Origin of the sequence: Herbiconiux sp., from assembly GCF_023264855.1 — a bacterium.
Lineage (GTDB): Bacteria > Actinomycetota > Actinomycetes > Actinomycetales > Microbacteriaceae > Herbiconiux.
Genome location: NZ_JAHFUW010000001.1, coordinates 187,096 through 209,440, shown reverse-complemented (window position 1 = coordinate 209,440; position 22,345 = coordinate 187,096). Strand labels below are relative to the sequence as shown.

Below are 22,345 nucleotides of genomic sequence, written 5' to 3'. Positions count from 1 at the left end.
TCGCCGACTGAATTCTGAACCGGAAAAGACCATGACCCCTCCTCCCTCCGAGCCGCTGAAGCTGCTCAATAAAGTGCAGGCGATCAACTGGAACCGCATCCAGGACGAGAAAGACGTCGAGGTGTGGAACCGGCTGGTGAACAACTTCTGGCTGCCCGAGAAGGTGCCGCTGTCGAACGACGTGCAGTCGTGGAACACGCTCACCCCGGCCGAGCAACAGCTCACCATGCGCGTGTTCACGGGGCTCACCCTGCTCGACACCATCCAGGGCACGGTGGGCGCGGTGTCGCTGATCCCGGACGCGCTGACCCCGCACGAGGAGGCCGTGTACACGAACATCGCGTTCATGGAGTCGGTGCACGCCAAGTCGTACTCGTCGATCTTCTCGACGCTGTCGAACACCAAAGACATCGACGAGGCGTTCCGCTGGTCGACCGAGAACCCGAACCTGCAGAAGAAGGCCTCGATCGTTCTCGACTACTACCACGGCGACGACCCGCTGAAGCGGAAGGTCGCCTCGACGCTGCTCGAGAGCTTCCTCTTCTACAGCGGCTTCTACCTGCCGATGTACTGGTCGTCGCACGCGAAGCTCACCAACACGGCCGACCTCATCCGCCTCATCATCAAAGACGAGGCCGTGCACGGTTACTACATCGGCTACAAGTTCCAGCGCGGGCTGGAGCTCGTCGACCAGGCCAAGCGCGACGAGATCAAGGACTACGCCTTCTCGCTGCTGTACGACCTCTACGAGAACGAGGTGCAGTACACGCAAGACCTGTACGACGAGGTGGGCCTCACCGAAGACGTCAAGAAGTTCCTGCACTACAACGCGAACAAGGCACTGATGAACCTCGGCTACGAGCCGATGTTCCCGAAGACGGTCACCGACGTGAACCCGGCCATCCTCTCGGCCCTGTCGCCGAACGCCGACGAGAACCACGACTTCTTCTCGGGCTCGGGCTCCTCGTACGTCATCGGCAAGGCCGTTGTCACCGAAGACGAGGACTGGGACTTCTAGGCGACGTGCCAGTGGCGGGCGGGCGGCTCGCGTGGCCCGACTTCGCTCGCGGGGTGAGCATCGTGCTCGTGGTGCTGCTGCACCTGTTCCTGCTGCACTACATCTACTTCTTCTACGGGTCTGAGGGGTCGGAGGCGGTCACCGCCGTCGTCGACTTCTCGGCCCCGTTGCGGATGCCGCTGTTCTTCTTGGTGTCGGGCTACCTCGCGACACGGGCGGTGCAGCGGCCCTGGGCGGCGGATGCCCGGCCGCGGGTGTGGACGCCGGCGTACCTCTTCGGGCTCTGGCTGGTGCTGAACCTGCTGGTCGATCTCGGTCGCGAGCGGTGGGGTACCGGCGGAGTCGTCGAACCGCTGCCGTTCCTGGCGGGCAACCTCGTGTGGCCGCAGACGGTGCTCTGGTATCTTTACGCCCTCGTGCTGTTCTACGTGGTGACGCGCCTCACCCACCGGATACCGGCATCCGTCGTCGTGGGCGTCGGTGTGCTGCTCTCGGTGATCGGCACCACGTGGTTCGAGGGCCTCGGCGAGAGCCTGCTGCGGTGCTTCGTGTTCTACGTGCTGGCGGCCAGAGCGCCTGAGCTGGTCGACTGGATCGTCGCCCACTCGCGGATCGGGCCTCTGCTCGCCGCCGCCCTGAGCTACACGGCGCTCACCCTGCTCTACGTGCTCACCTCGATCGACTTCGGCATCTACCTGCTGGCCGGCGTCGCGGGAGTGGTGCTCGGCATCCAGCTCGCCGTGCGGGTGGGCGGGCACCGGATGGCGGCACCCCTGCGCTACCTCGGACGTCACACGCTCGCGATCTTCCTGGTGCACCCCTTCGTGTTCATCGTCGCGAACGACGTGTTCGTGCAGCATCCGGAGCTCGCCGAAGGCATCCGAGACCGGCCCTGGCTCGTGGCCGCCTACCCGTGGGTGCTGCTCGCGGCCACGTTGGCGCTCTGCGTGGGGACGGAGGCGCTGGCGAAACGCATCGGCCTGGGCTTCCTGTTCGCGCTCCCGAAGACGTGGGCGCGGCCGGTGCGCGGCCGCGGCTGATCCGGATGCACGGCGGGGGTCAGAGCTGGGGGACTGCCCGCGCGGCGTACTGCTCGCGGATGACGGGGCGGTGGTCGGGCGTGGGCTCGGCCACGACCGAGATCGGCCAGGCCGGGCGTTCTCCGCTGAGGGCCCAGCCGGCCTGCGTGGCCGCGCCGTCGGCGACGTACTCGCCGGGCGTCGGAACCGTCACCGGCACATCGAACACCTGGGCGGCGATCGTCTGCACGGCGGGGTTGAGGGCCGCGCCGCCGATCAGCAGCAGGCGCTCGGGCACCACGCCCACCCGGCGCACGGCGTCGAGGCCGTCGGCCAGGCCGCACAGCAGCCCCTCGATCGCCGCGCGGGCGAGGCCCTCGCGGGTGGTGGACGCGAGGGTCATGCCGAACAGGGTGGCCGTGGCATCCGGCAGGTTGGGGGTGCGCTCGCCCTCGAAGTAGGGCTGCAGCACGAGGCCGCCGGCTCCGGCCGGGGCGGCCAGGGCGAGCTCGCCGAGGGTGGCGTGGTCGACTCCGAGCAGGGCGGCGGTGCTGTCGAGGATGCGCGCGGCGTTCAGTGTGGCGACGAGGGGGAGGAAGGCGCCCGAGGCGTCGGCGAACCCGGCGACGGTTCCCGAGGCGTCGGCCGAGGGCTCGCCGGTGACCGCGAACACGGTGCCGCTGGTACCGATCGACACCACGACATCGCCCTCGGTGGCGCCGAGGCCGAGGGCGGCGCCGGCGTTGTCGCCCGCTCCGGCCGCGACCAGGATGCCCTCGGGGATCGACACGGCCGTGTCGACGGATGTCGCGGCGGGGGCTGCTGCGGACGGCGTCGCCGAGAACGCCACCGTGCGCCCGGCGGCCTCGGCCGGCCCGAGCACCCGGGGCAGCACGGCGTCGTGGCCGAGGCAGGCGGCCAGCAGCTCGCGGTCGTACTCGCCGAGCCGCGGGTTCCAGTACGAGGTGCCGCTGGCATCCGAGCGGTCGGTCGCCAGTTCGTCGAGCACGGGGCCGAGCGGGGCGGCCGAGGCGGGGCCGAAGCCGCGCAGGCGCCAGGTCAGCCAGTCGTGGGGGAGGGCGACCGCCGCCACTCGGGCGGCGGCTTCCGGCTCGGCGTCCCGCAGCCAGCGCAGCTTGGTGGCGGTGAACGAGGCGACCGGAACGGATCCGGTGCGCTCGGCCATGCCCTCGGCCCCGAACTCCTCGATCAGGGCGCGGGCGGCCGGCGCCGAGCGGGTGTCGTTCCAGAGCAGCGCCGGGCGGATGACGGCGCCGTGCTCGTCGAGCACGACCATGCCGTGCTGCTGTCCCGCCACGGCCAGTGACGCCACATCGTCGAGCCCGCCGGCGTCGGCGATCGCGGTGAGCAGGGCGTCCCACCACGCCTCGGGGTCGACCTCCGTGCCGGCGGGGTGCGAGGCGCGCCCCTGCCGCACGAGGGCTCCGGTGGCGAGGTCGCGGATCACGACCTTGCAGCTCTGGGTGGATGAGTCGATGCCGGCGACGAGCGTCATTGGTGTCTCCTGGTGGGGCGGATGCAGCGGGGTGCGATTCCAGAAAAGTTCTGAGTGGCAACATATTAGACTTGCTTTCGTCGAACTACTCGTGCGAAAGTAGTCGGCGTGTCCCCGATCCGGCTGTTCATCCTCGGTGCCTTCGACGAGCGCGGGCCGATGCACGGGCATCAGTTGCGGCTGCTGGCCGAGGAGGAGCGCATCCACCTCTGGGCGGACGTGTCGGTCGGCGCGCTCTACGGGGCGATCAAACGGCTCGCGAACGAGGGGCTCATCCACGAGCTGCGGGTCGAGCGAGAGGGCTCCTATCCCGAGCGTCAGGTGTTCGACATCACCGCAGAGGGCCGCGCCGCCCTGACGGTGCTGCGCGAGGAGGGCCTGCGCCGGCTGGTGCTGAAGAACGATCCTTTCGACCTGGCGGTGACGCGCCTCGACCGGGACCGGCTCGACCGGCTGCCCGCCGCGATCCAGGCCCGGATCGACGGGCTGGCCGAGAACCTGGCCGAACAGCAGCGGCGGATGGCGTCCGCCCTGCCCTATCTCACCGTGGTGGAGGTCTGGGTGATGGAGCACCGGGCCGACCGGATCCGCGCGGAGATCGACTCCCACGAACGACTGCTCGCGATGATCCCCGAGATCGTCGCCGACGAACTCACCCGGAAGGTGCACCACGATGACTGACCAGAACCGCCCCGCGACCGCCGGCGCCCCGGCCACAGCCGGCGCCTCTGCGGGGGCCCCGCCCGCCATCCCGCGCCGCGCCTGGCAGGCGCTGATCGTGCTGCTGGCCGGCATGTGCATCGCCCTGCTCGACACCACGATCGTGAACGTGGCCCTGCCGAGCATCCGCACCAGCATCGACGCCTCGGAGGCGACGCTGTCGTGGATCATCTCCGGCTACGCCCTCGCCTTCGGACTCGCGCTCATCCCCGCGGGCCGCATCGGCGACCGGATCGGCCACAAGTGGGTGTTCTTCACCGGCATCGCACTCTTCACCCTCGCGAGCCTGGCCTGCGGCCTCTCGCAGAACGACACCCAGCTCGTGGTCTCGCGCGTGGTTCAGGGCCTGGCCGGCGGCATGTTCGTGCCGGCCGTCACCGCCTACATCCAGCTGCTGTTCCCGGCTCGTTCGCGCGGCAAGGCCTTCGCCATCATGGGGGCCGTGATCGGTGTCTCGAGCGCTCTCGGGCCGGTCGTCGGTGGGCTGATCATCCAGGCCTTCGGCTCCGAGGAGGGCTGGCGGCTGGTGTTCGGCGTGAACCTGCCGATCGGGCTCGCGACGTTGATCGCGGCCGCCGTCCTGCTGCCGTCGCGGCGGGAGACGGATGCGGTGAGCTCGGCCGTGGCCGGCGGTGCCGTCAAGCAGGCTCCGGCCAAGCAGGCTCCGGCCGCCCAGCGACCGGCCACCCAGAGTCCGGCCAAGCAGGGCATGGACTGGCTCGGCCTGGTGCTGATCTCGGCCGGCCTGGTGGCGCTGCTCGTGCCGCTCATCCAGGGTGAAGACGAGGGCTGGCCGCTCTGGACCTTCCTCACCCTCGGCGCCGGTGTGCTGCTGCTCGTGGCGTTCGGCGCCTGGGAGGTCGCGTACTCCAAGCGCGGCCGCGTCCCGCTCGTGCCGCCGCGGCTGTTCCGCCACCCCGCCTTCACCGGGGGCACCATCCTCGCGCTGGTGTACTTCGCCGCCTTCACGAGCATCTTCTTCACCATCTCGTTGCTCTGGCAGGCCGGTCTCGGCCACACCGCCCTCGAATCGGGGATCGTCTCGATCCCGTTCGCGATCGGGTCGATCATCGGCTCCTCGCAGAGCAACCGGCTCTCGCAGCGCCTCGGGCGCACCGTGCTGATCATCGGCACCGCCGCGGTCACCATCGGCCTCGCCTGGGTGTGGATCGTGCTGATGGTCACCGCCCCGATCGATCTCACCAACTGGATGCTGATCGCGCCGCTGTTCCTGGCCGGCCTCGGCAACGGTCTGTTCATCGCCCCGAACGCCCAGTTCATCGTGGCGACCGTCGACCGTCAGGATGCGGGGGCCGCCTCGGGCGTCATCAGCGCCATGCAGCGGGTCGGCAGCGCGGTGGGCATCGCGGTGATCGGCAGCGTGTTCTTCGGGTCGCTGGTGGTCAGCGGAGGATCGCCGGAGGACCTCGCGAACGGCTTCGGCGCGAGCTCGGCGGCGGCGATGGGGGTGAGCGTGGCGTTCAGCGTGCTGGCGTTCCTGCTGGTGTTCGCGCTGCCGCGGCGCACTTCCGCGCCGGGCGGGCCGGGCGGCGGGCACTGATCGCGGCATCCTGGCCCCCAAAAGGGTTGCGCCGGGCCGTCCGTAGCCGCTAGCCTCGGAATTCGCGACACCACGGTCGCCCTGAGAGACCTGAGGAGGTGAACACCATGAACGAACCGGAATTCTTTTCTTCTGAAAGCACCCTTGTGATTCAGACCTTCCGTTCCCTCTCCATGGCGCTTCCCTCCGTCTCTCGCTCCGCGGCCTGACCGCCGACCCGGGCAGAGCCCATCTGCAAGCGCCTCCATCATTCTGTGTTCCTGTTGGAGGACCTTCTCGTGTTCACATCATCGAGTCGCGATCACGATCGATCGCTGCTGCAATTCCGAAATCCCGACCCCGTCTCGTGGGTCGATCCGACGGCCTTCGGCCGGGGCCTGGCCGCGGGCGAGTACCGTCGCGACTGGACCTGGCTCGCCTTCGTCGACGAGCGCCCCGTCGCTCGCGGCGTCTGGTGGGGGCCCGTCGGGGCCGTGCATCCCGTCGAACTGCACTGCCTGCTGGTCGACGCGTCGCTGCCGCACCCCGAGGTGTGGGGGGCGGCGCTGATCCGCTCGGCGCACCGGGCGTTCGCTTCGGCCGGGGCCATCCTGGCACCCGACTACGTGATCGAGGTCGACGCGGCACTCCGCGACGACCCCGCCACACAGAAGGCGCTGGCCTGGCGGGCGCTCGCGGCGACGGATGCCGGGCTCACCCTGGTGGGCGAAAGTGCTCTCGAAGACGGCTCGGCCGGCTCCGAGGGCTCTCGTGCCGACCGCGTGCGACTGACGTTCTCGGCCCAGGCGGCCAGGGCGGGGCGCTCGACGGCGCCCCGCCCGGTCGCCGAGCCGCTAGCGTTGGCGCGTGAGCACTGAGGGCGACGCCGGCGCGGGAGGTGCTGAGCACGTCCGCGCGGCGTCGTCCTTCTCGGGAGCGGTCACGCTCCCGTTCGGCCGGGGGCCTGAGATCGTGCTGCCGGCCGGCACGATCGTGGCGCTCTGCGGCGAGAACGGTTCGGGCTTCGGCGCCCTGCTGCACGAGGTGACGGAGCGCATCCTGCACGAGAAGCCGGCGAGGGGGAGCGGCCCGTCGTTCGCGCTGGTGGCTCGCTCGCGGGCCATCACCACGGGAATGGATGTCACCGAGAACGTGTTCCTGGGCGACCTGCGTTCCCGCCGTATCGGTCCGCTCCCCGTCGGGTTCGATTGGGCCGGGATGCGCGCCGAGGCGGCCCAGGAGCTCGCGGCCCTGGGCAGCACGCTCTCGCCCATGGCCGCCGCCGGTGGACTCGGGGAGTTCGACCGGCTCCTGGTCGAGCTGGCGCGGGCCCGTCGGCGCGGGGTATCCGCCGTCGTGCTGCACGAGCCGACCGCCCTGCTGGAGGCAGCCGAGTCGGCCCGCCTGATCGCCGCGCTCGGCGTGCTGCGTGACGGCGGCGCGGCCGTGCTCGTGCTCACGCAGAAGCCTCGGCAGGCGCTCGGCTACGCCGACGCGGTTCTGGTCGCCCGCGACGGGGCGGCGGTGGCGCAGCATCCGCGTTCCGAGTGGGACGCCGACGGCGCCGATGCCGTTCGCGACCGCATCCTGCAGGAGATGGTGGACCGGCGCCAGACCGTGGAGGTGCCGGCCGGATACGGCGGGCGTTCCGGCGTCGGCGTGGGCTCCGGCTCCGGTTCGAGCGCCCGGCCGGGGTCTGGCTCCGCCGAGGGCTCCGGATCCGGTTCCGGTGCCCGTTCGGGCTCTGGAGCCGGCTCTGGCTCCAGCGAGGGTCAGCGCGAGGGCGGCGGCCGACCGGCTGCGAGCACATCCCGCCCGGTCGAGGCCGGGCCGCGTTCCGAGGTGCTGCGCATCACCGGTTGGTCGACGCACGACGTGCTGGATCCCTCCCGGCTCGTGGTGCAGGATGCCGGTCTGTCGGTCGTGGCGGGTGAGGTCGTCGGGCTCGCCGGCGTCGACGATTCCGGTGCCGACCTGCTGCTGCTCAGCGTCTACGGCGGGCAGGCCGGCACGAACCCCTCGGGCTCGGTGTTCGTGCGCGGCGAACGCATCGACACCTCCTCGATCGAGAGTTCGATCGCGGCCGGCCTCTTCTTCGTCGGCACGGATTCCCCGCGGTACCGGATGCGGATCGTCGGCGGCCTCGTGGTTCCGGTGCCGGCGGGCCGCGTGCGAGGGCTCGCCGCGATGGGCATGGTCGAGCGGGACGCCGGGCTCGCAGAGGGTGGCTCCGGCAGGTTCGGCCCCGGTCTCAGCGGGGCGGGAGCCGACCTGGGCCGCCGGGCGCTCGACGCCGTGCGCTCGATCAGCCGCGATGGTGACGCCGCCGGTCGCGTGCGGGGCCTGATGCGCGAGTTCCCCGCATCCGATCGCCTGGTGCTCTTTCTCGACGAGCCGTTCCGCGGCCTCGCGCCCGAGGAGCGTGACGAGCTGCTCGCCGACCTCGACCGCGCACGTGCCGCCGGCAAAGGCGTGGTGCTCCTCTGCTCCGACCTCGATCTGCTGCTCGCCGTCAGCGACCGCGTGGTCACGATGTCCGCCGGCCGAGTCACCGGCGAACTCCCCGGCGGCTCCCCGGCCACGGCGGTGGCCCCCCTCATCCTCCCCGACTGAGCACCCCACCCACCCCCTCCCCACACCCACCCCCCTCCCCACCCCATCGAGAAGTCGCAAATGGCCCCCATAGGCCGCCTTTGGGGGCCATCTGCGACTTCTCGATCCGGCGGCGTGCGCCTTGCGGGCGGGGTAGCATCGCGGGATGTCGACCAGTGCGCCCGCAGGGCCTGCCGAAGAGTCCGGAGCGGGCACTTCCGGGGGCGCGGGCGGCGGCAGCGGGCCGGGAGTGCCGGCGCCGTACCGGATCGCGCGGCGGTGGCCGGTCGTGTCGGCGGCGGTGGCCGTGCTGCTCGTGGTGCTGCTGGGCGCCGTGGTGGTGCTGCGGGAGCGCGGCCTGCCGTTCTCGTTCGACAGCGAATGGATGGACGAGATCCTCGAGCACCGTTCGCCCGTGTGGGACGTGCCCTCGCTCGTGATGAACGCGCTCGGCGGCGGCTTCGTGGCGGTCTTCGTGGTGCCGCTGATCACCATCGCTCTGCTGCTGATCTTCCGGAGGCCCTGGGCGGCGCTCTACTTCACCCTCGCCATCATCGTGAGCGCGGCCGCCGTGCAGGTGCTGAAGACGGCGATCGGGCGGCCCCGGCCCGAAGACATCCTCGTCGTCTCCGATTTCGGATCCTTCCCCTCCGGCCACTCGGCGAACGCCGCCACCCTCGCGGTCGTGCTCGGCATCGTGTTCGCGCGAACCTGGATCTGGGTGGCCGGATCGGTGTACACCCTGCTCATGATGGTCAGCCGCACCTACCTGGGGGCGCACTGGCTGAGCGACACGATCGGCGGACTACTGCTCGGCGCCGGAGTCGCCGTGCTGCTCTGGGCGCCATTCGCCGCGAAGCTCTACCGCGAGAGATCGGCCTCCCACCGGCCCTTCTGGAGCCATTCCGCTCGGCCGGTCGAACCCGGTAACGTCGACTCATGAGAATCCTCCCGGCGGACGCCGGCCGCCCATGACCTCGGTCGACCCGCTCCAGACGCACCCGGGATCGGCGCTGCCGGTCGCGATCGAGGCCATCGAGCTGCACCGGATCGCCATGCCCCTCGTGCGGCCGTTCGAGACCAGCTTCGGCCGGCAGACGGCCCGCGAGGTGCTGCTCGTGCGAGTGCTGACCGAGCAGGGCGAGGGCTGGGGCGAATGCGTGGCGATGGCCGACCCGGTCTACTCGAGCGAATACGTCGAGGGCGCCGCACGCGTGATCGAGCACTACCTCGCGCCGGCCCTGCTCGAGGCGCGTTTTCTGCGGGCGCCGGATGTGGCATCCGCCCTCTCCTTCGTGGTGGGCCACCGGATGGCGAAGGCCGCGCTGGAGACCGCCGTGCTCGACGCTCAGACCCGCGCCGCCGGCATCAGCTTCGGCGAGTACTTCGGTGCCGTGCGGCCCGAGGTCGACTGCGGGGTGTCGGTGGGAATCGCGCCGTCGATCGACGAGCTGCTGGAGGAGGTGCGCGGCTACGTCGACGAGGGCTACCGGCGCATCAAGCTGAAGATCAAACCGGGCTGGGATCTCGAGCCGGTGGCCGCCGTGCGCGAGCTGCTCGGCGCATCCGCTCTGCTGCAGGTGGATGCGAACACGGCCTACACGATCGGCGACATCGACCACCTGCGCGAGCTCGACGCCTTCGGGCTGCTGCTGATCGAGCAGCCCTTCGTCGAGGAGGACATCGCGGCGCACGTGCGCCTGGCGCAGGCCATCGACACCCCGGTGTGCCTGGACGAGTCGATCACCTCGGCCTCGGTGGCTCAGGATGCGATCGACCGCGACGCCACGGCCATCGTGAACATCAAGGCCGGCCGGGTGGGCGGCTACCTCGAAGCGATCCGCGTGCACGACGTCTGCAGCGCCCGCGACGTGCCGGTGTGGTGCGGCGGCATGCTCGAGACGGGGCTCGGCCGGGCCGCGAACGTGGCGCTCGCCGCGCTTCCCGGATTCACGCTGCCGGGCGACACCTCGGCGTCGAACCGGTATTTCGCCGAAGACCTGACCGAGTCGTTCGTGCTGATGGACGGCCGGCTCGCGGTGCCGGCGGGCCCGGGGTCGGGTGTGACGGTGCGCACCGAGCTGGTGGGCGAGTGGGCGACCCGCCCGTCGGTGCTGCTCGCGCGTGGGTGAGCGCATCCGCCTCTACGACCCGGCGCCGGTGTCGGATTCGGTGTCGGGGTCGGTGCTGGAGTCGGATCGGCAGGCGGTGCTGTCGATCTGCGTGCTCACCGGCGATGCGGGCCGGGATGCCACGGGGCTCGGCGATCCGCGCGAGCTGACCGAGCGCTACGCGGCCCCCTATCTCGACCTCGAGCGCGAGCACGCCTGGGTGGCGGAGCGTGAAGGCCGCGTGCTCGGCTACCTGCTCGCCGCGGCCGACACCGCGAGCTTCGCCGCACGGTTCGAGGCGCGGCCCAGCCCGCTGCTGAATGCCGATGCCCGCGGCCGCCACGCCGCCGACATGCTGCGCTCGGCGGACGAGGAGTACCCGGCCCACCTGCACGTCGATCTCCTGCCCGAAGGCCAGGGATCCGGCTTCGGCCGCCGCCTCGTCGAGCACTGCCTGGAACAGCTCGCCGCCGAGGGAGTACCCGGCGTGCACCTCGTCGTCGACCCGCGCAACGAGGGCGCCCAGGCCTTCTACGCCCGGGTCGGATTCACCGAACGACGCCGCGACGCCGACGGGATCGTGTTCGGCCGGCTGCTCAGCTGACGACGAGGGAGGCCGGCGACATCAGCGCGATCAGCACCAGGGCCATCAGCGAGATCGCGCCGGCGATCGCGAGACCGCCCACCCAGGGCCAGCGCTCGAACCAGTAGATCAGGTCGGGCAGTTCCGCGCGCAGTTTCGCCGAGGTGACGGGGTCGGCGCGTCGCTGCACGGGCACGTCGAACGCCTCGGCGACCATCTCGATGTCGTCGTTGGTCCAGAACTCGCCCCGCATCCGCATCAGCAGCTCGCCCGAGGAGTCGAGCAGGAAGAGCTGCCGGTTGGTCTCGGTGGTGGCGCCCCGGTACACCTCGAGCACCAGAGCCGTGGCGATCCGCTTGGCCGGGATGCGGTTGTCGTGCACGAAGAAGCCGCGTTCGATCAGGCCGTCGTGGCTGATCCGGATGCTGACCCCGCGCAGCAGCAGCGAGCCGGCGGTGTAGACCACCACGACGAACGCCAGCGCGATGATGACGCGCGGCCAGGTGCCGCGCGGGATCGCGAACCAGAACATGGCCGCGAAGATCGGCAGGATGAGAGCGGCCGCCACCAAGCGCGTCTGGCTGAAGATCTGGGCGCGAGGTCGCACGACTCGCGCCGTGGCGCCGGGCCGTGTGGTCATCTGCTCTCGCCTCTGCCGGGGCCTGCCTCAGGCCTCGATGGGTGATCTGCTCCGAGGATACGGGGCCGTCGGGTGCAGCGATAGCGGTCGTCCGGGGGACATGGCGCAGAAAGCTCCCAGGCTTCGCCCAGCCCCTTGTGGCGGGGCACCGTCTCCGTAGGCTGGGGCCATGACCGGTTCCGGAACGGTGTCCCTGTCCGTCGTCGATGCCTGGTGGCGTGCCGCCAACTACCTGTCGGTGGGGCAGATCTACCTGCTGGCCGATCCCTTGCGTGAGCGGCCGCTCGTTCCGGCCGACATCAAGCCGCGGCTGCTCGGGCACTGGGGCACCACCCCGGCGCTCAACCTCGTCTGGGCGCACCTGAACAAGCTGATCGTCGAGCGCGGCACCGACGTGATCTACCTTGCGGGCCCCGGCCACGGCGGCCCCGGCGTGGTGGCGAACGCCTGGCTCGACGGCACGTACTCCGAGCTGTTCCCGCAGATCCCGCTGGATGCCACGGGGCGCGACCGGCTGTTCCGGCAGTTCTCCTTCCCGGGCGGCATCCCCTCGCACGCCGCACCCGAGACCCCCGGTTCGATCAACGAGGGCGGGGAGCTCGGCTACTCGCTCGTGCACGCCTACGGAGCGGTGCTCGACAATCCCTCGCTCGTGGCGGCCTGCGTGATCGGCGACGGCGAGGCCGAGACGGCCACACTGGCCACCAGCTGGCACCTGAACAAGTTCCTCGATCCGGCCAGCGACGGGGCTGTGCTGCCGATCCTGAACCTCAACGGCTACAAGATCGCCAACCCGACCATCCTGGCCCGCATCCCCGAGTCGGAACTCACCGCGCTCTTCCGGGGCTACGGATACTCGCCGCGGATCGTGGCCGGTGGCTTCGACGGCGAAGACCCGATGGCCGTGCACGAGCGATTCCAGGCGGCCCTCGCCGAGGCGCTCACCGACATCGAGGCGATCCAGGCGCTCGCCCGCAGCGGCGGGCTGTTCGAGCGGCCCGCCTGGCCGATGATCGTGCTGAAGACCCCCAAGGGCTGGACCGGCCCGAAGGTGGTCGACGGATTGCCGGTTGAGAACACCTGGCGGGCGCACCAGGTGCCGCTCTCCGGCGTGCGCGACAACCCCGAGCACCTCGCGCAGCTCGAGCAGTGGCTGCGGGAGTACCGGCCGGAGGAGCTGTTCGACGCAGACGGCCGGCCGTCGGAGCTTCTGGACGCCCTGCGACCGGAGGGCGAACTGCGGATGAGCGCGAACCCGCACGCCAACGGCGGGCTGCTGCGGCAGACGCTCAGCCTGCCGCCGCTCGAGCCGCACGCGGTCGACCTGAGCGAGGGGCGCGGCGCCGTGGTGGAGCCCACCCGGCAGCTGGGGCGCTGGCTGCGCGAGATCATCCGCGACAACCCCGACGACTTCCGGCTGTTCGGGCCCGACGAGGTGGCCTCCAACCGCCTCGACGACGTCTACGACGTCACCGCCAAGCAGTGGGAGGGGGAGGTGCTGGAGACCGACGAGCACCTCGCCCGCGACGGGCGCGTGATCGAGATGCTCAGCGAGAACCTCGCCCAGGGGCTTCTCGAGGGGTATCTGCTGACCGGGCGGCACGGCCTCTTCACCTCCTACGAGGCCTTCATCCACATCGTCGACTCGATGTTCAACCAGTACGCGAAGTGGCTGGAGTCCAGCGCGAAGGTGCCGTGGCGCCGATCCGTCTCCTCGTTCACCTACCTGCTCTCGTCGCACGTCTGGCGGCAGGATCACAACGGCTTCTCGCATCAGGATCCCGGCTTCCTCGACCATGTGGTGAACAAGCAGGCGAGTATCGTACGGGTGTACCTGCCGCCGGATGCCAACACGCTGCTGGTCACGGCCGAGCACTGCTTCACGACCGTGGACAAGATCAACGTGATCGTGGCAGGCAAGCAGCCGACGGCGTCTCTGCTCTCGCTCGAGGAGGCCCGCACGCACGGTGCCCGCGGCGCGAGCGTGTGGGAGTGGGCCGGCACCGAGCGGCCGGGGGAGGAGCCCGAGGTGGTCGTGGCGGCAGCGGGCGACATCCCCACTGTCGAGGCGATGGCGGCGGTTCAGATCCTGCGCACCGAGATCCCGGATCTCGCGGTGCGGTTCGTGAACGTCGTCGACCTGATGCGCCTGCAAGACAGCGCCGAGCATCCGCACGGCCTGGATTCGGAGGCCTTCGACACCCTGTTCACGCCGGACAAGCCGGTGATCTTCGCGTTCCACGGGTATCCGGCACTGATCCACCGGCTCACCTACCGGCGCACGAACCACGCCAACCTGCACGTGCGCGGCTTCAAGGAGATGGGCACGACCACCACGCCGTTCGACATGCTGATGATGAACGACCTCGACCGGTTCCGGCTGGTGATGGACGTCATCCGGCGGGTGCCCCGGCTCGCCACGGCGTACGCCGCGCTGTCGCAGCGGATGGACGACGAGCGGGCGGCCCATCGGGCGTACACGCGGTCGCACGGGGAGGACATGCCCGACGTGCAGGGCAGCGCGGGGCTGCCGCTGCGGGCGGCGGAGGGGCCGGATGCGGCCGGTGCCGATCCGGGGACGAGCGCCGACTTCTAGACGGGTTCGATGACGCCGATCGGCTCGCGCTTCTCGGCCTGGAAGCGGTCTTCGGTGCGGCCGAGCGCCCAGTAGCCCGAGAGCGAGAGCTGGTCGCGGGTGATGCCGCGCTCCTTGAAGAGGTTGCGCAGGGCCTTCATCGCTGTGCGCTCGCCGTGGGCGAAGACCTGCGGGCGGCCCTCGGGCCAGGGCTCGGCGGCGATCGCGTCGGCGAGGTCGAGGGTGGGGTCTGTGCCGTCGTCCTCGTCGGGTGAACGCACCAGCCAGTTCACGGTCACGCCCTCCGGCGCCTCCAGCGGCAGGATGTCGTCTTCCGACGAGACGGTCACGAAGGCCAGGCCGGTCGCGTCGGCCGGGAGGGCCTCGAGGGCGGCGGCGATCGCGGGGAGCGCCGAGAGGTCTCCGGCGAACAGGTACCAGTCGAACTCGGGCCGGGGCGAGAACGCGCCACCGGGGCCGCGGAAGGTGATCTCGTCGCCCGGCTCGGCGTCGCGGGCCCAGGGGCCGGCGAGTCCCTCGTCGCCGTGCACGACGAAGTCGATGGTGAGGGTGCGCGCATCCTGATCGGCCGCGCGCACCGTGTAGGTGCGGGTGACCGGGAGGTCTTCGGGAGCGAGCGTCTCGCGCAGCGCCTCGATGTCGTAGGGCGGCCGCAGCCCGAGCCCGGGCTTGGCGAAGAAGATCTTCACGTACTTGTCGGTGTGCCCGTTGTCGACGAACGAGTCGAACTGATCGCCGCCGAGCACGAGCCGCACCAGGTGCGGGGAGAGCTGCTCACGGCTGATCACGCGGAGGGTGGTCTGCGGGCGGGCGGGCCGCGCGGAGGGAATCGTCATGCTGCACTTCCAAATCTCTGTTAGGCAAGCCTAACTCTCCGGCGACGACGTGCGTCGCGCCACTGGGTAGCATCGAAGCATGAGCAACGCGAATCTCCTCGGTGTGCCCGAGACCCTCCTGCCCGACGAGCCCGGCGTGCGCGAGGCGCTGGCGGGAGCCGTGGGCTGGGAGGTCGACGAGGTGCTGGAGACCACGGTGAAGCAGTTCCCCACGTCGTCGCTGGTCTGGGCCACACTGTCCGATCGCGCCTTCTCGCGCGGCGAGCCGGTTCCGTCGTACGCCTACGCCCGGGTCGGCTACCACCGCGGCCTCGACGCGCTGCGCAAGGCCGGCTGGCGCGGGCAGGGCCCGGTGCCGTTCTCGCACGACGGCAACCGCGGCGTGCTGCTCTCGCTCTACATGCTCCGCCGCGCGGCCGAGGCCATCGGCGAGACCGACGAGGTGACGCGCCTCACCGAGTTCCTCGACGGCGCCGACGCCACGGCGATCCCCCGCATCGAGGCCGGAGAGCGCTAGGCGCCGTTCGGCGCCCACCGGCCGGATACCGAAAAAGACCAAAGCCCCTCACCGGGGCTTTGGTCTTCGTGGCGGAGAATGGGGGATTCGAACCCCCGAGGGCTTGCACCCAACACGCTTTCCAAGCGTGCGCCATAGGCCACTAGGCGAATTCTCCTGGAGCTTCACCCTGACGGGCGAATGACCATGAAGCATCCTACCCGTACGAATCGGGCGACGCGAACCAGGGGTCGCTCAGAGCGCGCGGAGGGCCTCCGCGATGGGAGTCTCGCCCGAGATCGCCTCGAACTGCTGGTGCACGGCGCCGCCGGTGCTGAGCAGTTGCGACACGATCCAGGCCACGTCGGCGCGAGGGATGCTGCCGCGGCCGGTCGACGGCGCCAGGGTCACGAGACCGGTGGCCGCGTCATCCGTCAGCCCGCCGGGTCGCACGATCGTCCAGTCGAGGTCGGTGGCGCGGATCGCCGCATCCGCTTCGCTCTTGGCCCGCAGGTACACCTGGAACACGTCGTCGCTTGCCGGGTCGAAGTCGTCGGCGGCCATCGCGGAGACGAGCACGTAGCGCTTCGCCCCCGCGCGCCAGGCGGCGTCGGCGAGCAGGATGGCGCCGTCGCGATCGACGGTCAGCTTGCGCTCGGCGCTCGACCCGGGGCCGGCGCCGGCGGCGAACACCACCGCGTCGACCTCGCGCGAGGCGAGTTCGCCGGCGAGCGTCTCCGAGTCGGACTGCTCGAGGTCGAGCACGAGCGACTGCCCGCCCGCGGCCTCGATGTCTTCGGTGTGGGCGGGGTTGCGGATGATTCCCCACACCTCGTGTCCGGATGCGGCGAGCAGTTTCGTGGTGAGCAGGGCGATCTGGCCGTGGCCGCCCGCGAGTGCGATCTTCATGAACCCAGTCAACGCCCTCGGGCGCTGCAGCGCGAGGTCCGGGCACCCGGATCGACTTGCTACACTGGTTCCCGGCTCCCCGTGTGGCGCCATCCAGGCCAACTCCCCCAGGACGGAAACGTAGCAAGGGTAACCGGGCTCTGGCGGGTGCGCGGGGAGTCCTTTCTCGTTAAGGGGCGCTCTCGCCGACGCCTCTTCATCGGCGGCCAGGCCAGGCCCGGCCCGTCCCGTCTGCGGCACGGCCCGTTCGGGGGGAGGCCGTGGCATCCGCTCTGCCCCTAGTGTTTTCCCGGACGCCGATGGAGACGCGGCGCCACGAGGGAGACATCATGAGGATCCGCCGCACCGTCACGCTGGCCGGGGTCGTTCTGGCCATCGCGCTCGGGGCATCCGGATGCGCCGGGTCGCCCGAACCGGCTCCCACCGCGACGGTCACGGTCACGGCCACGGCGGCCCCCGCGACACCGACGGCCGAGCCCACGACCGACCCGGCCCCGGATCCCGACGCGTACTCGGCCGGCGACCCCGGCACCTGGGTGATCAGCTACGCCGGCATCGGGCCGCTCGACCTCGACTCGACGCTCGGCGCCATCCAGTCCGTGATGCCGACCGCGGTGTCCACCTGCCGCCCGGGCGTCGACACCTATGACGTCGGCGGTCTCGGCCTCACGGCGGTGACGGGCATCGACGTGACCGACCCGGCGGCGGCGATCACCGTCGTGCGCCTGCTGCCGCTGGATTCGTGGAGCGCCACCGCTGCTCAACCCCGCACCGAGAAGGGCATCGGGCTGGGCTCGACCGTGACCGAGCTGCAGGCCGCCTATCCCGAGCTCGACAGCTACGTGGGCATGAACAAGATGACCGTGTACCAGATCGCCGCCGACGGCCGCACGGTCAACTTCGAGGACTACGGATCGGGCGAGATCAAGGCCATCTCTGTGGTCGTGGGCACCAGCGTCGCCAGCGAGTACTGCGGCGCGTGACTTGCGCGGGGCCCTCGGCAGCTGGGTGATCGCCCCGCGCCCGGGCGCGCCGCGGGGCTGTCGCCCTAGGATTGGACACGGACGACCGAAGAGGATTCCGTGGCTCATTTCGACACCCCATCCATCCCCGCCGACGCCCCGCGTGCCGGCGTCAAGAGCATCTACATCACCTCCGCCGAAGGGCACTCCGGCAAATCGACGATCGCGCTCGGCGTGCTCGACATGCTGCGCCGCTCGGTGCAGCGGGTCGGCGTGTTCCGCCCGGTCGCCCGCTCGGTGAGCGCGCGCGACTACGTGCTCGAGATGCTGCTGGCCAGCGAGGGCAGCGGGCTCGACTACGAGCAGGCCATCGGCGTCACCTACGACGACGTGCACGACGACCCCGAGGCCGCGCTCTCGCGCATCGTCGAGCGCTACAAGGCCGTCGAGCGCGAGTGCGACGCCGTCGTCATCCTCGGCTCCGACTACACCGACGTCGGCAGTCCCACCGAGCTCGGCTTCAACGCGCGCATCGCCGCGAACCTCGGCGCCCCGGTTCTGCTGGTGCTCGGCGGCCGCAAGGGCCAGGGCTCGGATGAGCTGCTCGGCCACTCGGATGCGCGCACCGCCGACGAGATGCGGCAGATCACCGAGCTGGCCCTGGTGGAGCTGCGCACCGCGCACGCGACGCTCGTGGGCATCATCGCGAACCGGTCCGACCCGGGGCACCTGGAGAAGATCCGCGACGCGATCGGCTCGGCGGCGCGGGAGGCCGTGGACGGGCTGGCCGCCGCGTCGTCGCCCGCGGCATCCGACGCCGTCGCTCCCGTCACGGCCTCGATTCCGGTGCAGCCGCGCCGCGTCCCGGTGTGGGCGATCCCTGAAGACCGCGTGCTCGTGGCCCCGAGCATGGCCGGCATCCTCGAGTCGATCGACGGCACGCTGGTGCTCGGCGACGAGCGGCTGCTGGCGCGCGAGGCGCTGGGCGTGGTGGTGGCCGCGATGTCGATGCGCAACGTACTGCCGCGGCTCACCGAGGGGGCCGTCGTGGTGGTGCCGGGCGACCGTGCCGAGCTGCTGCTCGCGGTGCTGATGGCCAATGCCTCGGGCACGTTCCCGTCGCTGGCCGGAATCGTGCTGAACGGCGGTTTCGATCTTCCGGAGCCGGTGATGCGGCTCATCGTGGGGCTCGATCCGAAGATCCCGATCATCCGCACCGACCTCGGCACCTACGAGACCGCCGTGCGCATCACCTCCACCCGGGGCCGGCTGGCCGCCGACTCGCAGGTGAAGTACGACAACGCGCTCGGGCTCTTCGAGCAGTACGTCGACCGCAACCAGCTGCTGAAACTGCTCGACGTGAGCAAGGCCGACGTGGTGACGCCGCTGATGTTCGAGTACGGGCTGCTGGATCGCGCCCGGGCCGCCGGCAAGCACATCGTGCTGCCCGAGGGCGGCGACGACCGCATCCTGCGTGCCGCCGCCACCGTGCTGAAGCGTGGCGTCGCCCGGCTGACGATCCTCGGCGAGGAGGATGCGGTGCGCGGGCGGGCTGCGGAGCTCGGGCTCGACATCGACGAGGCCGCGGTCGTGAGCCCCTCCGACCCCGAGCTGCGGCAGCGGTTCGCGCAGGAGTACCAGCGGTTGCGCTCGCACAAGGGCATCACCTTCGACATGGCCTTCGACACGGTGGTCGACGTCTCGTACTTCGGCACGATGATGGTGCAGCTGGGCCTGGCCGACGGCATGGTCTCCGGCGCCGTGCACACGACGGCGCACACCATCCGGCCGGCCTTCGAGATCATCAAGACCCGGCCCGGCGTCTCGGTGGTCTCGAGCGTCTTCCTGATGGCTCTCGCCGATCGGGTGCTGGTCTACGGCGACTGCGCCGTGGTGCCCGATCCCACCAGCGAGCAGCTGGCCGACATCGCGATCTCCTCCTCGGAGACGGCCCTTCAGTTCGGCATCGCGCCGCGGGTGGCGATGCTGTCGTACTCGACGGGGTCGTCCGGTTCCGGCGCCGACGTCGAGAAGGTGCGCACCGCGACCGCTCTCGTGCGCGAGCTGCGGCCGTCGCTGCTGGTCGAGGGGCCCATCCAGTACGACGCGGCGACGGATGCCGTGGTGGCCGCCGCCAAGATGCCGGGATCGAAGGTGGCCGGCCGGGCGACTGTCTTCATATTCCCGGATCTGAATACCGGCAACAACACCTATAAGGCGGTTCAGCGCAGCGCCGGTGCCATCGCCGTCGGGCCGGTGCTGCAGGGGCTCAACAAGCCGATCAACGACCTGTCGCGGGGAGCGCTCGTGCAAGACATCGTGAACACGATCGCCATCACGGCGATCCAGGCGGAGGGCACCTCATGAGCGCGATCCTGGTGGTCAACAGCGGATCCTCGTCGTTCAAGTACCAGCTGATCGAGGTCGAGAGCGAGCAGGTACTCGCCTCGGGCCTGGTCGAGCGGATCGGCGAGTCGCTCGGGCAGACCCGGCACACGACGCCCGAGGGCTCGTACACGAGCGAGACGCCCATCCCGGATCACACCGCCGGTTTCGCGGCCATGATCGACGCGTTCGGGGCGCACGGCCCCTCGCTTGCCGAGCATCCGCTGACCGCCGTCGGCCACCGGGTCGTGCACGGCGGCAAGCGCTTCCACGAGGCGACCGTCGTCACCGAGCTGGTGAAGATCAACATCGAAGACCTCAGCGAGCTCGCGCCGCTGCACAACCCGGCGAACCTGGCCGGCATCACGGCGGCCGAGAAGGCCTTCCCGGGGGTGCCGCAGGTGGCCGTGTTCGACACCGCGTTCCACCAGACGTTGCCGCCCGCGGCCTACACCTACGCCATCGACGCGCGGCTCGCCGAGAAGCAGCGGGTGCGGCGGTACGGGTTCCACGGCACCTCGTTCGAGTACGTGACGGGGGCGACCGCGGCCTTCCTCGGCCGGCCGGCCTCGTCGCTCAACCTCATCGTGCTGCACCTCGGGAACGGGGCCTCCGCCTGCGCGATCGAGGGCGGGCGCTCGGCCGACACCTCGATGGGCATGACGCCGCTCGAGGGGCTCGTGATGGGCACCCGGTCGGGCGACCTCGATCCCGGGATCGTGTTCCACCTGCACCGCAAGACGGGGATGGGGTTCGCCGAGCTCGACGAGCTGCTGAACCGGCGCAGCGGCTTGCTGGGGCTCTCGGGGCTCGGCGACATGCGCGATGTGCAGAAGGCGGCGACGTCCGGCACCGGCGACGAGGCGGAGGCCGCGGCGCTCGCGCTGGACGTGTACCTGCACCGCATCAAGGGGTACGTGGGCGCGTACTACGCCCAGCTCGGGCACGTCGATGCGGTGGTGTTCACGGCCGGTGTCGGCGAGAACAACGCCTTCGTGAGGGCGGGGGCGCTCGCGGGGCTGAGCGAGCTCGGCATCGAGGTCGACGAGGAGCGGAACGCGGCCCCGTCGTCCGACGGAGTGCGGCGGATCTCGCCGCCGTCGTCGCGCGTGCAGGTGCTCGTGGTGCCGACGAACGAGGAGCTGGAGATCGCGCGGCAGTCGTTCGCGGCCGTCTCGGCCCGCTGAGCGTTCGCCCTGCACGACGTCCGGGGTTCGTGCAGGAATAGCGAGCGCCGAGCTCATAGTGCGCTCGGCGCCCCATATTCCTGCACGAACTCCGTCTACTCGATCTGCTCGTCGGCGATCAGGCGCTTGCCGAAGCTGACGGCGGCATCCGGCGTGTAGCCGAGCGCGCGATAGAACGCGAACACGGGCTCGTTGCCCTCGCGGATCTGCAGGTTCACCTTCGGGCAGCCGCGATCGCGGAGCGCCTGCTCGAGGTGTGCCATGAGCGTGCGCCCGATCCCGTTCCCCCGCGTGTCAGGATCGACCGCGAGGTAGTTCACCCAGCCGCGGTGCCCGTCGTAGCCGGCCATGGCGGTGCCGAGGCGCTCGCCGCCGCCCTCGGTGCCCGGTGCGCGCTCGGCGACCACGAAGAGCTCGGGTTGCGTCGTGAGTTTGCGGGCGATGTCCTTGCGCGGGTCGTTCCAGGCGCGGGTGAGGCCGCAGCGCTGCCAGAGGTCGACGACCCAGTCGGTGTCGGTGGGCACGAACGGGCGGATCCGCAGGGTGGCGGAGGCCGCGTCATCCGTTCGCCCGGCCGGCACGATTTCGGGCCCGGTTGCGGGCACGGACGTCGTCGGGGCCGGGGAATCCGCGGGGTCGTCGAGGGCGCGCCGCACGGCCCGGGCCATGCCGGCGCGCTGGGCGGCGGGGGAGTAGGTCTCCGGATCCGCCGCACCGAGGGTGCTGAAGCCCTCCGACTGCGCCACCAGCACGAGCGCCTCTTCGCGGGTGCGCGAGGTGTCCCAGTCGGGCCGGCACGCGGCGAGGAGGCGCTCGATCCGGTCGACGAAGCGGCGGTTCTGCTCGGTGTGGCGCGCGGCCAGCTCGGGATCGCCGAGGGCGGCGGCCAGGAAGCTGATCCACACCCGGGCCTCGTCGTCGTCGCCCGACTCGGGTGCGAGCGCGTTGAACAGCACGGCCAGCAGCGCGTCCCGGGGGGATGCTCCGGATGCTTCGGCGGCGTCGGCGGTGGCCGCCGTGCGGGCGTGCAGCTCGTCGCGGGCGTGCAGCAGCAGCGCCTTCTTGTCGGGGAAGGCGTGCAGCACGAGTCCGGTGCTGCAGCCGGCGCGTTCGGCGACGGCGCGCAGGGTGAGGCCGGTCAGACCGCGCTCGGTGAGCACCGACCAGGTCGCCTCCGAGAGGCGCTGCTGCTGGTCGTCGAGGTTGCGCTGTCGTGCCATCCGTCGAGCATAACA

19 protein-coding genes, 1 tRNA gene and 1 other RNA gene are annotated in these 22,345 nt (G+C 70.9%); 15 read left to right on the top strand and 6 right to left on the bottom strand.

The window, feature by feature from the left end; translation table 11 throughout:
- Positions 1 to 31: 31 nt before the first annotated feature.
- Positions 32 to 1,018: a class 1b ribonucleoside-diphosphate reductase subunit beta gene (gene nrdF / locus Q0D75_RS00935; protein ID WP_291048272.1), complete on the top strand. Its 987-nt coding sequence runs from the start codon at positions 32 to 34 to the stop codon at positions 1,016 to 1,018.
- A 5-nt stretch (positions 1,019 to 1,023) separates the two neighbouring features.
- A complete protein-coding gene (locus tag Q0D75_RS00930) occupies positions 1,024 to 2,058 on the top strand; it encodes an acyltransferase family protein (RefSeq protein WP_366513391.1) in 1,035 nt (344 codons plus the stop codon).
- Between the two features lie 19 nt (positions 2,059 to 2,077).
- Here the strand turns inward: Q0D75_RS00930 and xylB are convergent, their stop codons facing one another.
- Complete coding sequence (xylB, locus tag Q0D75_RS00925; RefSeq protein WP_291048268.1) at positions 2,078 to 3,553, bottom strand: xylulokinase; 1,476 nt, start codon at positions 3,551 to 3,553, stop codon at positions 2,078 to 2,080.
- Positions 3,554 to 3,661: 108 nt separating this feature from the next.
- On the opposite strand from xylB, the gene Q0D75_RS00920 reads away from it, so the two are divergent.
- The 7 genes from Q0D75_RS00920 to Q0D75_RS00890 all read left to right on the top strand — a co-directional run bounded on the left by Q0D75_RS00920 (position 3,662) and on the right by Q0D75_RS00890 (position 11,120).
- Positions 3,662 to 4,234 carry a PadR family transcriptional regulator gene (locus Q0D75_RS00920; protein WP_291048266.1) on the top strand — a complete coding sequence of 191 codons (573 nt, stop codon included), beginning with the start codon at positions 3,662 to 3,664 and terminating at the stop codon, positions 4,232 to 4,234.
- The gene (locus tag Q0D75_RS00915; protein ID WP_291048264.1) at positions 4,227 to 5,834 is read left to right on the top strand and encodes an MFS transporter; all 1,608 of its coding nucleotides are present in this window, start codon (positions 4,227 to 4,229) and stop codon (positions 5,832 to 5,834) included. Before Q0D75_RS00920 ends, Q0D75_RS00915 begins: the two co-directional genes overlap by 8 nt.
- Before the next feature lie 278 nt (positions 5,835 to 6,112).
- The gene (locus Q0D75_RS00910) at positions 6,113 to 6,691 is read left to right on the top strand and encodes a hypothetical protein (protein WP_291048262.1); all 579 of its coding nucleotides are present in this window, start codon (positions 6,113 to 6,115) and stop codon (positions 6,689 to 6,691) included.
- Positions 6,681 to 8,426, top strand: a complete 1,746-nt coding sequence (locus tag Q0D75_RS00905) for a hypothetical protein (protein ID WP_291048259.1) — start codon at positions 6,681 to 6,683, stop codon at positions 8,424 to 8,426. The genes Q0D75_RS00910 and Q0D75_RS00905 overlap by 11 nt, the downstream gene beginning before the upstream one ends.
- Positions 8,427 to 8,571: 145 nt before the next feature.
- Entirely contained in the window at positions 8,572 to 9,348 is a 777-nt protein-coding gene (locus Q0D75_RS00900) for a phosphatase PAP2 family protein (RefSeq protein ID WP_291048256.1), read from the top strand.
- A gap of 28 nt (positions 9,349 to 9,376) precedes the next feature.
- Entirely contained in the window at positions 9,377 to 10,537 is a 1,161-nt protein-coding gene (menC, locus tag Q0D75_RS00895; protein ID WP_291048255.1) for an o-succinylbenzoate synthase, read from the top strand.
- Entirely contained in the window at positions 10,530 to 11,120 is a 591-nt protein-coding gene (locus Q0D75_RS00890; RefSeq protein ID WP_291048254.1) for a GNAT family N-acetyltransferase, read from the top strand. The genes menC and Q0D75_RS00890 overlap by 8 nt, the downstream gene beginning before the upstream one ends.
- On the opposite strand, the gene Q0D75_RS00885 is transcribed toward Q0D75_RS00890, so the two are convergent.
- Positions 11,113 to 11,739 carry a hypothetical protein gene (locus Q0D75_RS00885; RefSeq protein WP_291048253.1) on the bottom strand — a complete coding sequence of 209 codons (627 nt, stop codon included), beginning with the start codon at positions 11,737 to 11,739 and terminating at the stop codon, positions 11,113 to 11,115. The genes Q0D75_RS00890 and Q0D75_RS00885 overlap by 8 nt on opposite strands.
- Before the next feature lie 169 nt (positions 11,740 to 11,908).
- On the opposite strand from Q0D75_RS00885, the gene Q0D75_RS00880 reads away from it, so the two are divergent.
- On the top strand, positions 11,909 to 14,335 hold the full coding sequence (locus tag Q0D75_RS00880) for a phosphoketolase (RefSeq protein WP_291048251.1): 2,427 nt from the start codon (positions 11,909 to 11,911) through the stop codon (positions 14,333 to 14,335).
- On the opposite strand, the gene Q0D75_RS00875 is transcribed toward Q0D75_RS00880, so the two are convergent.
- Positions 14,332 to 15,171 carry a siderophore-interacting protein gene (locus tag Q0D75_RS00875; RefSeq protein ID WP_291048249.1) on the bottom strand — a complete coding sequence of 280 codons (840 nt, stop codon included), beginning with the start codon at positions 15,169 to 15,171 and terminating at the stop codon, positions 14,332 to 14,334. The two genes, Q0D75_RS00880 and Q0D75_RS00875, sit on opposite strands and share 4 nt — an antisense overlap.
- A gap of 79 nt (positions 15,172 to 15,250) precedes the next feature.
- Here Q0D75_RS00875 and Q0D75_RS00870 point away from each other — a divergent pair, with 79 nt between their 5' ends.
- Positions 15,251 to 15,688, top strand: coding sequence for a DUF3151 domain-containing protein (locus Q0D75_RS00870; protein ID WP_291048246.1), 438 nt, complete (start codon positions 15,251 to 15,253; stop codon positions 15,686 to 15,688).
- Between the two features lie 69 nt (positions 15,689 to 15,757).
- On the opposite strand, the gene Q0D75_RS00865 is transcribed toward Q0D75_RS00870, so the two are convergent.
- Positions 15,758 to 15,845: transfer RNA gene (locus tag Q0D75_RS00865), tRNA-Ser, on the bottom strand.
- A gap of 77 nt (positions 15,846 to 15,922) precedes the next feature.
- Entirely contained in the window at positions 15,923 to 16,576 is a 654-nt protein-coding gene (locus Q0D75_RS00860) for an SDR family oxidoreductase (protein ID WP_291048243.1), read from the bottom strand.
- Positions 16,577 to 16,646: 70 nt separating this feature from the next.
- On the opposite strand from Q0D75_RS00860, the gene ffs reads away from it, so the two are divergent.
- The 4 genes from ffs (at position 16,647) to Q0D75_RS00840 (ending at position 21,110) form a co-directional block, all read left to right on the top strand.
- An RNA gene (ffs, locus tag Q0D75_RS00855) (signal recognition particle sRNA small type) lies at positions 16,647 to 16,743 on the top strand.
- 162 nt (positions 16,744 to 16,905) lie between these two features.
- Positions 16,906 to 17,559 (top strand): hypothetical protein, encoded by a 654-nt coding sequence (locus tag Q0D75_RS00850; RefSeq protein ID WP_291048241.1) that lies wholly within the window; start codon positions 16,906 to 16,908, stop codon positions 17,557 to 17,559.
- A gap of 99 nt (positions 17,560 to 17,658) precedes the next feature.
- Positions 17,659 to 19,905: a phosphate acetyltransferase gene (pta, locus tag Q0D75_RS00845; protein WP_291048239.1), complete on the top strand. Its 2,247-nt coding sequence runs from the start codon at positions 17,659 to 17,661 to the stop codon at positions 19,903 to 19,905.
- Positions 19,902 to 21,110, top strand: a complete 1,209-nt coding sequence (locus tag Q0D75_RS00840; protein WP_291048236.1) for an acetate kinase — start codon at positions 19,902 to 19,904, stop codon at positions 21,108 to 21,110. Before pta ends, Q0D75_RS00840 begins: the two co-directional genes overlap by 4 nt.
- A 95-nt stretch (positions 21,111 to 21,205) precedes the next feature.
- Here the strand turns inward: Q0D75_RS00840 and Q0D75_RS00835 are convergent, their stop codons facing one another.
- Positions 21,206 to 22,330, bottom strand: a complete 1,125-nt coding sequence (locus tag Q0D75_RS00835) for a GNAT family acetyltransferase (protein ID WP_291048234.1) — start codon at positions 22,328 to 22,330, stop codon at positions 21,206 to 21,208.
- Between the last annotated feature and the right edge of the window lie 15 nt (positions 22,331 to 22,345).

Coding starts and splice junctions, on each gene's coding strand:
- nrdF (WP_291048272.1), top strand. CDS start 32: ATGACCCCTCCTCCCTCCGAGCCGCTGAAGCTGCTCAATAAAGTGCAG.
- xylB (WP_291048268.1), bottom strand. CDS start 3,553: ATGACGCTCGTCGCCGGCATCGACTCATCCACCCAGAGCTGCAAGGTC.
- Q0D75_RS00915 (WP_291048264.1), top strand. CDS start 4,227: ATGACTGACCAGAACCGCCCCGCGACCGCCGGCGCCCCGGCCACAGCC.
- Q0D75_RS00900 (WP_291048256.1), top strand. CDS start 8,572: ATGTCGACCAGTGCGCCCGCAGGGCCTGCCGAAGAGTCCGGAGCGGGC.
- menC (WP_291048255.1), top strand. CDS start 9,377: ATGACCTCGGTCGACCCGCTCCAGACGCACCCGGGATCGGCGCTGCCG.
- Q0D75_RS00885 (WP_291048253.1), bottom strand. CDS start 11,739: ATGACCACACGGCCCGGCGCCACGGCGCGAGTCGTGCGACCTCGCGCC.
- Q0D75_RS00880 (WP_291048251.1), top strand. CDS start 11,909: ATGACCGGTTCCGGAACGGTGTCCCTGTCCGTCGTCGATGCCTGGTGG.
- Q0D75_RS00875 (WP_291048249.1), bottom strand. CDS start 15,171: ATGACGATTCCCTCCGCGCGGCCCGCCCGCCCGCAGACCACCCTCCGC.
- Q0D75_RS00870 (WP_291048246.1), top strand. CDS start 15,251: ATGAGCAACGCGAATCTCCTCGGTGTGCCCGAGACCCTCCTGCCCGAC.
- Q0D75_RS00860 (WP_291048243.1), bottom strand. CDS start 16,576: ATGAAGATCGCACTCGCGGGCGGCCACGGCCAGATCGCCCTGCTCACC.
- Q0D75_RS00850 (WP_291048241.1), top strand. CDS start 16,906: ATGAGGATCCGCCGCACCGTCACGCTGGCCGGGGTCGTTCTGGCCATC.
- Q0D75_RS00840 (WP_291048236.1), top strand. CDS start 19,902: ATGAGCGCGATCCTGGTGGTCAACAGCGGATCCTCGTCGTTCAAGTAC.
- Q0D75_RS00835 (WP_291048234.1), bottom strand. CDS start 22,330: ATGGCACGACAGCGCAACCTCGACGACCAGCAGCAGCGCCTCTCGGAG.